At 47.3% G+C, this 10,147-nt stretch carries 13 protein-coding genes; 4 read left to right on the top strand and 9 right to left on the bottom strand.

The annotated features are described in order from the left end of the window. Positions 1–419 precede the first annotated feature (419 nt). From FFM79_RS03905 to FFM79_RS03895, 3 genes are all read right to left on the bottom strand, one after another. Positions 420–812, bottom strand: a complete 393-nt coding sequence (locus tag FFM79_RS03905; RefSeq protein ID WP_137642155.1) for a hypothetical protein — start codon at positions 810–812, stop codon at positions 420–422. Between the two features lies 1 nt (position 813). Then, positions 814–1,215 carry a CvfD/Ygs/GSP13 family RNA-binding post-transcriptional regulator gene (locus tag FFM79_RS03900; protein WP_137642154.1) on the bottom strand — a complete coding sequence of 134 codons (402 nt, stop codon included), beginning with the start codon at positions 1,213–1,215 and terminating at the stop codon, positions 814–816. Between the two features lie 182 nt (positions 1,216–1,397). After that, positions 1,398–1,982: a peptidylprolyl isomerase gene (locus FFM79_RS03895; protein ID WP_137642167.1), complete on the bottom strand. Its 585-nt coding sequence runs from the start codon at positions 1,980–1,982 to the stop codon at positions 1,398–1,400. Between the two features lie 169 nt (positions 1,983–2,151). Between FFM79_RS03895 and FFM79_RS03890 the strand changes: the two genes are divergently transcribed. Continuing rightward, entirely contained in the window at positions 2,152–2,808 is a 657-nt protein-coding gene (locus FFM79_RS03890) for a VTT domain-containing protein (RefSeq protein WP_137642153.1), read from the top strand. Between the two features lie 61 nt (positions 2,809–2,869). Here the strand turns inward: FFM79_RS03890 and FFM79_RS03885 are convergent, their stop codons facing one another. From FFM79_RS03885 to FFM79_RS03860, 6 genes are all read right to left on the bottom strand, one after another. After that, positions 2,870–3,514: a TIGR01906 family membrane protein gene (locus FFM79_RS03885; RefSeq protein WP_137642152.1), complete on the bottom strand. Its 645-nt coding sequence runs from the start codon at positions 3,512–3,514 to the stop codon at positions 2,870–2,872. Beyond that, positions 3,498–4,289 carry a TIGR01457 family HAD-type hydrolase gene (locus FFM79_RS03880; protein WP_137642151.1) on the bottom strand — a complete coding sequence of 264 codons (792 nt, stop codon included), beginning with the start codon at positions 4,287–4,289 and terminating at the stop codon, positions 3,498–3,500. The genes FFM79_RS03885 and FFM79_RS03880 overlap by 17 nt, the downstream gene beginning before the upstream one ends. Before the next feature lie 15 nt (positions 4,290–4,304). After that, positions 4,305–4,916: a YutD family protein gene (locus tag FFM79_RS03875; protein WP_137642150.1), complete on the bottom strand. Its 612-nt coding sequence runs from the start codon at positions 4,914–4,916 to the stop codon at positions 4,305–4,307. A gap of 18 nt (positions 4,917–4,934) precedes the next feature. Next, the gene (locus FFM79_RS03870) at positions 4,935–6,329 is read right to left on the bottom strand and encodes a bifunctional metallophosphatase/5'-nucleotidase (RefSeq protein ID WP_137642149.1); all 1,395 of its coding nucleotides are present in this window, start codon (positions 6,327–6,329) and stop codon (positions 4,935–4,937) included. Positions 6,330–6,394: 65 nt separating this feature from the next. After that, positions 6,395–7,003 carry a metallophosphoesterase gene (locus FFM79_RS03865; protein WP_137642148.1) on the bottom strand — a complete coding sequence of 203 codons (609 nt, stop codon included), beginning with the start codon at positions 7,001–7,003 and terminating at the stop codon, positions 6,395–6,397. A 243-nt stretch (positions 7,004–7,246) separates the two neighbouring features. Then, a complete protein-coding gene (locus FFM79_RS03860; protein ID WP_137642147.1) occupies positions 7,247–8,644 on the bottom strand; it encodes an amino acid permease in 1,398 nt (465 codons plus the stop codon). 398 nt (positions 8,645–9,042) lie between these two features. Here FFM79_RS03860 and FFM79_RS03855 point away from each other — a divergent pair, with 398 nt between their 5' ends. The 3 genes from FFM79_RS03855 to FFM79_RS03845 are packed head-to-tail and all read left to right on the top strand — an operon-like array spanning position 9,043 to position 10,107. Beyond that, positions 9,043–9,396, top strand: coding sequence for a PadR family transcriptional regulator (locus FFM79_RS03855; protein ID WP_137642146.1), 354 nt, complete (start codon positions 9,043–9,045; stop codon positions 9,394–9,396). A 4-nt stretch (positions 9,397–9,400) separates the two neighbouring features. Next, positions 9,401–9,748, top strand: coding sequence for a DUF1048 domain-containing protein (locus tag FFM79_RS03850; protein WP_137642145.1), 348 nt, complete (start codon positions 9,401–9,403; stop codon positions 9,746–9,748). 8 nt (positions 9,749–9,756) lie between these two features. Beyond that, entirely contained in the window at positions 9,757–10,107 is a 351-nt protein-coding gene (locus tag FFM79_RS03845) for a DUF1048 domain-containing protein (RefSeq protein WP_137642144.1), read from the top strand. Positions 10,108–10,147 lie beyond the last annotated feature (40 nt).

Here is a 10,147-nt window from a genome sequence, read left to right as displayed (position 1 = left end):
TTTGCTCTCGATTCAAAATCAAGAGACCCTACACATTTGATTCGTCGAAACTTTGTTCAGTTTTCAAAGGTCTAATTCGTTAAGTTGATTACCTCAACGCAACTATTACATGTTAGCATCTCAAGTCTTAGCTGTCAACAACTTTTTTCAACAAGTTGAATAACTATGCAAGCTCTAAATGCAACTGCCGCCTCAGCGGCAAACAACGGGCAATTCAATCATAACTGCTCCATCGCAACAAGCAATATATTATCATCATCTCACGAACGTGTCAACAATTAATTACAACTGATTGAATATTTATTCAATATTGGGATTAACGCTAATCAATGGTGAGAACCGCGTAACGACCGGGCTTTACGTCCCCCGCTCGCAGCGACAAGATATATCTTATCAAGAATTAGTATACAGGTCAAGCATTAATTTGATTTATTTTCTAAATCACTAAAAACCGGCATTTTTCCAACGTGCACCCGTGTAAATAGGTCGTGAAGCGCACTAGATGGCACAAAAAACAGGCCAAATTGTTCAAATCGCTTGCGAATGTCCGGATTCAATTCTAAATGGTTAAAAACAAAAACGGATACTTTTTCACCATTTAATTCCGCAATCGTCGAATCGTACAGCCGTAACTGATCCACATCAATGCCCACTTTATGACGTAACTGCCAAAGAACGGAAGCTAATGGCGATTGCTCTGCCATAACTGGCAAGTTGTAAAATTCATACGAACCAGCACTTGTTCGCTTGACTAAAAAGGTCAGCCCCGCCGACGTACTATTTATAATCGTTCCTGCCACGTGTTTCTGCATTTTATCGTTCCTCCGCATCTAATCGATTCAATGAGTCCTTGATCCAGGTATCCATATTCGCTGCAATCGGCGCAAACCCAGCATGAACGTGCCGGTTGGTCCAAAAATGCTTGTGTCGAAAAGTTTTGTAGATTTCTAAATCACTACTCGTTGGCCGGGGCGCGTGCGCAATACAGCGTAAGGACAAACTAATCTTGCCAGTATACTCATCAATGTCCAAAATGATCACTTCGACTTGTTGTCCAATCTTTAAGTAATCGCTAATCCGCTTAACGTACCCTTCGTGGCACTCAGAAATATGAATCAAGCCCTGATGCTGTTCATCAAGCGTCACAAACGCACCATAGGGTTGAATTCCCGTAATGCGGCCCGTGACCCGCATTCCAATTCGATACTTACTCATACAACCCATCCCTTCTATTTCTACTATCACTACTTTGATCCGCTTAAAACTTATCCAAAACAGTATAGCATAATTTAATAACCCGCTAAAAGTGGCGCCGACTTTTACTACTCATACCATTGATTAGAATCAGCGCACATAAAAGGACCTGGTTTCCCAGGTCCTGATAACTCATTGTTAAATTAATCTGTAATTGTAATCGTTGTAATGACAACGTCTTTAGCCGGCTTATCTTGCGCACCAGTTGGCGTTGCTGCAATCTGGTCAACAATGTCCATGCCCGTCACAACGGCACCAAAAACCGTGTGCCGGAAATCTAACCACGGCGTCCCGCCATTGCCGTACGCCGTTACAATTTCTTCTGGATAGCCGGCTTGACGCATCTGTTCATCCATGCCCGCGTCTAATTGTGGCTTTTGAACAATGAAGAACTGGCTACCATTCGTATTAGGGCCCGCATTAGCCATTGACAACGCACCCCGTAAGTTAAAGACTTCTGGTGAAAATTCGTCTTCAAACGGCTTGCCCCATAGGCTTTCACCGCCCATGCCCGTTCCAGTAGGATCGCCACCCTGAATCATAAAGTCAGGAATAACCCGGTGGAAAATGATTCCATCATAATAGCCTTTCTTAGCTAGGCCGACAAAGTTCTCGACACTTTTTGGTGCTTGCTTTGGAAACAATTGAACTTCAATGTTACCAAAGTTCGTTTGAATAGTTGCCTTCGGTCCCTCGACCTGCGTTAAATCTAATTGTGGATAGGCCACAAAATCACCCGTTTTCTTCATAGAATAACTCGATAATACAAGAGAATCGGCTTAAAAGCTAGTAATTTGTTAGGTTTTCGTAGTGATTCAGTGCCACTCATGGTATTTGTTCAGATTATCTGTTATTCTCTATATCAGAACAATTTTACATTACTATTTGGAGGTCATTATGAGCTTTCTTATTGATTTTGTGTTACACATCGATGAACACTTAGTCACCATAGTCAATAGCTTCGGCATTTGGACGTACCTGATCCTCTTTGCCATTATCTTTATCGAAACCGGCGCTGTCATCCTACCGTTTTTACCTGGGGACTCACTGCTATTTGCGGCCGCGGCACTCGCGGCGAATCCGGACTACGGTCTACATATTTGGTCGTTCGTGATTTTATTCTTAGTAGCTGCACTCGCGGGGGATTCACTCAACTTTATGATTGGCCACTCACTAGGTGAGCGACTCACTCAGACATCCTGGTTTGGTAAACTGATCAATCAAAAACAACTTGCAAAGTCTGAAAAATTCTTCAAGAAACACGGCGGCATCACCGTGACGATTGCACGCTTCATGCCAATCATCCGGACCTTTGTTCCGTTCGTCGCCGCAAGTAGTCGCATGCATTATCAGCAATTCATCCGCTATAACGTTATTGGTTGTATCCTCTGGGTCATCCTTTGTTGCGGTGGCGGCTACTTCTTTGGTAACATTCCGTTCGTTAAGCAACACTTTTCAATGGTCGTTATCGGAATCATTTTAGTTTCCCTCATCCCGGCGGTTGTTTCCGCACTAAAAGCACGCTTCGGCAAAACTGCTGAAAGCGACCTCTAAATCAAAAATGTCCGTCCAATTTTAAATTGGCGGACATTTTTTCTTTTGCTTTAACGCTTTTTTAGGACTTCAGTTGCTTTAACGCCTGCTTACCAAGCATCAAATGAACCCAAAACGCACCCTCAATCAGGATAAACGCTAACCCGAAGCACTGCGCAAAAAATGATTCGGGTAAAACAATGATAATCCGATCTAGCAGTGGGTCAAATAGCCAATCCGAATTACTAAATAACAATTCATGGAACCACACGAAAAATTGATCAAAGTTAATGGCCATAATGACCGTCACCAACGGCGGCACCCACAGAGCGGTCTGCATAGGTAGTACAAACCGCCAGAGCTGCTGGCGCCGTTTTAACTGGCGATAAAAGAAAAAGACGATGACGCTAGTCACGATGAAAACGACGTCCGCCAGCATGAATAAGCTTTTTACATCTGCAAAGTGGCGCAACGCCCCCGCCGAATCCGTAAAGTCGTTCATGACCAACCGCGGCACCCACGGAAAGTTTAAGTAAGCCAGCAGTTGATAGTAATTCGTCATTAGTTGGCCTAACGACAAATTCACCGTGGCCGCTAGCCGTTGGCCGATTGCGTTCAACCAATACAACCAGCTCGCGTTAATCGTTACAATGACCGTTCCGCTGATCAGCCACAAGTATAACGCCGTCCACTGGCCCGCGTTTTTTAGTTTATTTAACCACACCATTTTCTAAGTCCCATTCATCGAGCGAGTTGATAACGTTAGTCGGCTGAACGGCTTGCTTAGCCACTAGTTCTGGCGTTGAAACCCCCGTATAAACCAATAACGAATCCATTTCAAAGTTAATTGCCGCGGAGATGTCGGTCATATAGTTGTCCCCAACCATCACACAATCCTGCTTATCAAGGCCAATTTTCTCAACCGCCTTTTTCATGATAATGGTTTCCGGTTTACCAACGTACGTGGCTCGCTGCTGAGTCGCCCGTTCAACCATCGCGATGACCGATCCGGCACCCGGAACTAACCCACGTTCATTAGGTAGGTTTGTATCCGCGTTAGTCCCAATAAAACGGGCGCCCCGCTTAATCGCCAACGTCGCCAATTCAAATTTATGGTAGGTGACGTCGTAATCTAAGCCAACCACCACAAAACGAGGAGTCGTTTCGTTAAAGTGAAAACCCTTGGCTAGTAGCGCGCCCTTTAAGCCTAACTCACCAATGACGTACATTGACTTTTCACCGTCACCCGCTAATTCATCGACATAGTCCGCCGTTGCTAGCGCAGCCGTATAAACGTTTTCCGGCTTAACGTGAATATCATGATTGTCCGCCAAATTAGCCGCAACGTCTTCCGGGGACTTCGTCGTATTGTTCGTCACTAACAAGAAGTCACTAGCACTCGCCTGTAACCGTTCAATAAACCGCTTAGCCGCCGGAATCCGCTCACGTCCCCGGTAAACCGTCCCGTCCAAATCAATTAAATAACCCTTATACTGACCCAAATCAAATCCCTCTCTTTATTTCTGTCGAATTGTAAAGTGCCGCTTGCCGTTCGACTGTTTTGTCGTCCGCGCCTTACGACTTGGCTTAGTTGCCGGTTTAGCCTTCTCCGTAAACGGTGCCGGCTTCTTCTTAGTCGTAAAGCTATGCTGCTTACGGCGCTGTTTATTCTTACTGCTCGTCCGGTTACTCCGCGAGCGCGACTGATTATTCCGGTTGCGCTTACCGCGCCGTTCTTCCCGGTGATGGTTAGTGCGCTTGGGCTTAATTACCCGCTCATTTTTCAAAATAAAGTAGGCACAGCCAAAATTACAATATTCATATAAGTAATCTTGAACCGTTCCAATCGTCTGCGCCCGTTGCACATCCTTCATATCATCCCGGAAAAAGCCCTTTAACCGCAACTGCTCAAAGCCCCAGTCGCCGACAATGTAATCGTACTTATTCAAAATTGGGCTAAAGCGTTCAACGAATTTATCCAAATCAAACGCTTGCCGGTAATCCAGAACGATTTCGAACGGATGCTTATTAACTTCAACGTGGGTCCGGTCAACCCGAAAGCCGTGGTACAAGTTGCGCCGCCGTTCAGCCTGCTGTTCAGCTAACGCGTCAATATGTTCACGATCCACAGTCTGACCCTCCTTTCTCTATTGTGCTGGCCATTGCGACTTTAAGTAGTCGCCAACAACCGTTCTTAAAAATGCTTTAAATAAGATTTCCGTTTGACCACTAATGTTTAGCGTTGGGAAAAACGGAATAAACAGATGGTGATCTAGTAACGCAATCGTATACAGCTGCTGAAAATCAACCAACTGACCTTGAACTAATAACTGGTGGCGTTCTGGTTGCCAAGTCAGGCCTTGATACTGAATATAGCCAAAGACTTTACCCCGGAACCCCATGCCTTGAATCTGATATTTATTTAAAAACGGCCGAACTAATTCCATTTCATAAATGAGCCGCCACAGGTCTCGTCCACTCAGCGTCACACGAATGACGTGCATCGCGTGCGGTAACATCGTATGCAGTTCATTCTCGCTGACCGGCCCCGCCGGTAAATCACGCAAAAAGAGGCCGCCGTTTAGCATCCCCAAGTCGGTCCCCGCATAACTCGTAATTGCTCGCAATCCTAACGCCGTCAATTCGCTTTGATGGTGCCAACGTGGTCGCAACTGTTGCGGCACCTCCGCTAAAATTCGCCGCTGTAAGAGCTGCTCACCAGTCCGTTGCCAACCCACAATCTGTTTCTGATCCGTTGCTAAACTTGGCAACGTACTCGTTGCCACCGTAGTCGCCCGGGCGGTAACCACCCGGTGTTCCTTTAATTGTAGCTGGATTTCACCGACATACTGACCATACTTTCCCGCGGCCGCGACGAGCACCCCGTGATCCGTTTCACCATTAACTAACAGGTGGTGGGTATGGCTCCCAATGATCACGTCAATGGATGGGAAATGCTTTGCCAGCCACCGATCAGTTGGTAACCCGAGGTGGGACATCACAACTAACACATCGTACTGCTCTGCGTAGTGCGCTAACAACCGGGGTAAGGCCGTTTTAACACTTGCTGGCGTCCAGCCATTCAACGGATACGTCGCGGTAAAGGGCGCGGTAAACGCAAGCAGTAACACCCGGGTCCCCTGCGGCGTGGTGATCAGCTTACCAGTTTGAGCCCAACGCGGCACCGCATTGGTTTGGGTATCGCAAAGGTTCCCCAGCACCACGTCAAAATTAGCGTTTTGATAAAGCTGATTTAACGCCTGGTGCGATAACCCCAAGCCCTCATTATTGCCAATTGTCACCGCATCATAATAAATTTGATTAAGCATCTCAACGTTGGCGCGTCCCAGCGTCGCTTCAGACAACGGGTGCGCTCGATCGACTGCGTCACCAAGATCAACCGTCAGGACCGTCGCGCCTTGGCGTTGTTGCGCCGCCCGCTGTGCTAACAGGTAGCGTTTAATTCGCGGCCAGTTTTCGAAATGCGAGTGAATATCATTCGTGTGTAAAATCGTTAGCGTTTCTACGTTTGCTTCAACCATCCCGTTGCCCCTATTCTTAATCTTTGTTAATCCTAAAGCATTCCGCGAAGCCGGTCAAGCACCGCTCAGTGCCGTTTGGCAAAGTCAGTCGCCTTGCCTTCGACCATCTGTTCAATTTCAGCCAGTGAAAACGGCGTGCCAAACGGTAGCGGGTGGTCCAAATACGCGACTTCCGGCATATCCACCCCGACATTAATGTTTTCCTTCACGTTAACCGCGTAATGATGAATGTGGCCGTGCAAGTTAATAATCTGCTTAACGATGCCCATCATCATCGGGTAATGGGTCAAATAGTATTGGCGATGATCATACTTGATCAACACGCCCACGTCATGGAATTCAAACTTGGGCTGACCGTTCAGTTGCGGATCATGCGCAGCTAAATACTTGAAAAACGCCCGCGAATCGTGATTACCCTTAATAAAAATAATTTTACCGTTCAGTTGACTTAAAATCGCGCAGACGCGTTCATACGATAACTTGGCTGGGCGTGTAAAGTAGAGCGCCACGTCACCTAGGTGGTAAACCGTATCGCGGTCAGTCACCCGCGCGTTCCAATGGTCAATAATCGTTTGATTCATCGTTTCAACGTCTGGAAACGGCCGGGGCGCAAAGTCGTGGCTCCCCAGTAGGTCGGCATGGTAAAAATGCGTATCAGAAGTGAAATATTGCATGGTTTAACCTCATTTAATCCTGAATTCAAGTTAACTAATATTGTACTCTTTCGCCGCTCAAAAGACACACTTCACGTTCATTCAGTTGCTCGCGGTTCACCCGTTTCCTCAAGGTCGGGGCGTCGTTGAGCCTTGAACTGAACACTAAAAAAACGGTTAGCTGGTTGCACGCACCAGCTAACCGTTTTTAGTCATCCACTCCTCAACCACCGACCACGAACAAATTATGCGGCAGTTGCGGTTCTAGTTATTTTCATCGACTTCTTCCAACGTTTTAATTCGATCGCGGGCCACCTTAATGCCGTACATGACGGCCACCCAGATAACCGAAGCAATTAACGCAACCAAGGTCTCCATCTTCAAGCACAGCACCACGGCAACGAACGCCAAAAAGGCCAAAATCAAGTAATCCGAAAACGGGTATAGGGGCAATTTAAACTTAACGTTAGGCCGCGCCCCCACCTGCTTGCGGTACTTCATGTGGGCCAACACGATGGCACCCCAGATGAAGATGAAACAAGTCGTTGACACACTCGCAATCAGTGAAAAGACTTTGCCAGGCATCAACAAGTTCAAAATAACGGCTAATCCAATAACCAGCGTTGAGAACCAGAGCGCATTTCTCGGCACTTGGCGCGACGACAAATGGCCCATCTTCTGAGCAAAGCGCCCCTTGCCGCCGTACGTCAGTGAAAACAGCATCCGTCCCGTACTAAACAGCGCACTATTACAGCTAGAAGCCGCCGCCGTTAATACGACGAAGTTAATGATTGCCGCCGCGGAACGAATTCCCAAGTTCGTAAAGACCTGCACGAACGGGCTGTGGGCCGCTGAAAAGTAGCGCCACGGATACATGCACATCAAGAAGAACAGCGAACCCACGTAAAATAAGATGATCCGCACCGGAATATCATTAATGGCCTTCGGAATCACCGTTTTCGGGTTGGCCGTTTCAGAAGCCGTCATCCCGACCATTTCAATCCCAATAAAACTGAACAGGACCATTTGAAACGATAAGATTAACCCTTTAAGACCGTGGGGCATAAAGCCGCCGTAGTTCACCAAGTTGTGCACCCCGGCGTGACCGACCGGCGTTTTAACACTGAACAACACCATGCCGATTCCGACTGCAATCAACGCAATGATCGCCGCAATCTTAATAATCGCAAACCAAAATTCCGTTTCACCAAACGCTGACACGTTAATAGAGTTCAGGGCTAACAACAAAATCAAGATAACTAGCCCCGGTAACCATTGCGGCAACTTCGGCCACCAGAATTGCATGTACTCACCAGCCGCCGTGATCTCAGCCATGGCAATCGTTATCCAACAAACCCAGTATGTCCAGCCGGCAACAAACCCCGTCCGGTCACCCAAGTATTTCTTGATAAAATCAATATACGAATGTGTATTTAAATCTGACAGTAATAATTCACCGAGCGCCCGCATCAAAAGGAAACAGACGAGCCCGGTCAGTAAATAGGCCAAAATAATCGAAGGCCCTGCGAGGTGAATGGACTGACCGGCCCCCAAAAACAGACCAGTCCCGATGGTTCCACCAATCGCAATCAACTGAACGTGCCGACTTTTTAGGCCCCGCGATAATTGCGGTTGTTCAGTTTTGATATTTTCTTTAGTCATAACAGCACTCCCCTTGCGATTCATTATACCGGCGCATACGGATGCGTTCAAAAGGGTGCGCTTTGTGTTTTGTCACCATTGGTATAGTCCATTGATAAAGGGGAACCTAAAAGTCTAGCTAGACCGGGGTTCACGGATACGCCCCCACCGCGGCTTACGTTCAGTTCAGTGGATGTTCACCCAACCAACCGGTTTAACATGAATCTGATGAAGCTAACTCAAATTTAGATGAACAAGTTTCATTTTAACGTGGCGATAGGTACCGCTGCCATTAACCCGATTACGCTGACTCGTCACCCGGAGAATGACAACTTGACGAATTCGCTACTTCGTTATACTATGTACCAGTACTTAGTAATATAAAGTACCGAACAAACTTTGTTGAGAGGTGGCAGCACATGCAAGGCATGACCGAACTACTTAAAGGCGTCTTAGAGGGCGCGGTTTTACAGCTGATTCACGACCGGGGTGAAACTTACGGTTACGAAATCACCCAAACGCTAAATCAACTTGGCTTTGAAGATATCGTTGAGGGAACCGTTTATACGTTGCTCCTACGGCTAGAGCGCAAGGGGCTCGTTAACGTGGAAAAGCGCAAATCGCAACTGGGGCCCGCCCGTAAATTTTATCGGCTGACTGCGACCGGCGAGACGGCCCGCTCAGCATTTTGGCAAAAATGGGCCTTCTTAGTCACCCAGCTCGCAAACCTAAAACCAACTAACGAACCCGACGTTACCAATAAGGAGGCATAAATTGATGAACTTATTCGATCAACTGACCGGCCATGATATGACCCGGCAACAACGCGCTTTTCAAACTAAAATTGATCAGTTACCCGCAGATTATCAACAAACTTGGCAGCAAATTAACGCCCAGATTTGGCAATTCAGTGACTTTTCCGGCCGTAACCTGTACCCAATTCTTGAGGGGCTCGTTGATCTATTTACCGAAAGCGCCGCTGAAGGGCTAACCGTGACGGCCGTCACCGGTTCTGATCTAACTGCCTTTTTAACGGAAGTCGCCCACGTCACCGGTGCTAGTAATTACCGTGACCGGCTGCGCCAACAACTCAATCAATCAATTGCCAAGCAATTAGGAAAGTGAGGTCTATCATGGGACTAACCAAAGCATTCCAAGAAAAGCGCACTTGGCGCCAACTTCAAAAACGCGCAGGGGCCCTGCCCCGCGACTACCGCATCGTCTATCAAGCCATTCAACGATACTTGTTAAAAATCGCCCCAACCGCAGTCACAACTGATATGACAACGCTAGCCGACCTCCTAGCACTATTCGAAGCCGGTGCGCAACGGGGTCAAAGTGTCCTGCAAATTACGGGGCAGGACGTGGCCAAATTTGCCGATGGGCTAATTACGAGCGATGCGGACCTTGCTTTCGAGCAACGGGCCAATGCGCAGGTCGCCCAGGCCATTCAGCACCATTTCAGTTCCCGTTCCAAATCTTGATGACCATCAAAAACGGCAACTTAACCGAAGAACTCAGTTT

It is taken from the genome of Lactiplantibacillus modestisalitolerans (assembly GCF_005405425.1).
GTDB lineage: Bacteria > Bacillota > Bacilli > Lactobacillales > Lactobacillaceae > Lactiplantibacillus > Lactiplantibacillus modestisalitolerans.
This window is presented reverse-complemented; position numbering and strand designations above follow the sequence as displayed.

Excerpts from the sequence above, each read along its gene's own strand:
- FFM79_RS03890 (WP_137642153.1), top strand. The coding sequence starts at position 2,152 with ATGAGCTTTCTTATTGATTTTGTGTTACACATCGATGAACACTTAGTC.
- FFM79_RS03870 (WP_137642149.1), bottom strand. The coding sequence starts at position 6,329 with ATGGTTGAAGCAAACGTAGAAACGCTAACGATTTTACACACGAATGAT.
- FFM79_RS03855 (WP_137642146.1), top strand. The coding sequence starts at position 9,043 with ATGCAAGGCATGACCGAACTACTTAAAGGCGTCTTAGAGGGCGCGGTT.
- FFM79_RS03900 (WP_137642154.1), bottom strand. The coding sequence starts at position 1,215 with ATGAGTAAGTATCGAATTGGAATGCGGGTCACGGGCCGCATTACGGGA.
- FFM79_RS03885 (WP_137642152.1), bottom strand. The coding sequence starts at position 3,514 with ATGGTGTGGTTAAATAAACTAAAAAACGCGGGCCAGTGGACGGCGTTA.
- FFM79_RS03905 (WP_137642155.1), bottom strand. The coding sequence starts at position 812 with ATGCAGAAACACGTGGCAGGAACGATTATAAATAGTACGTCGGCGGGG.
- FFM79_RS03850 (WP_137642145.1), top strand. The coding sequence starts at position 9,401 with ATGAACTTATTCGATCAACTGACCGGCCATGATATGACCCGGCAACAA.
- FFM79_RS03860 (WP_137642147.1), bottom strand. The coding sequence starts at position 8,644 with ATGACTAAAGAAAATATCAAAACTGAACAACCGCAATTATCGCGGGGC.
- FFM79_RS03845 (WP_137642144.1), top strand. The coding sequence starts at position 9,757 with ATGGGACTAACCAAAGCATTCCAAGAAAAGCGCACTTGGCGCCAACTT.
- FFM79_RS03865 (WP_137642148.1), bottom strand. The coding sequence starts at position 7,003 with ATGCAATATTTCACTTCTGATACGCATTTTTACCATGCCGACCTACTG.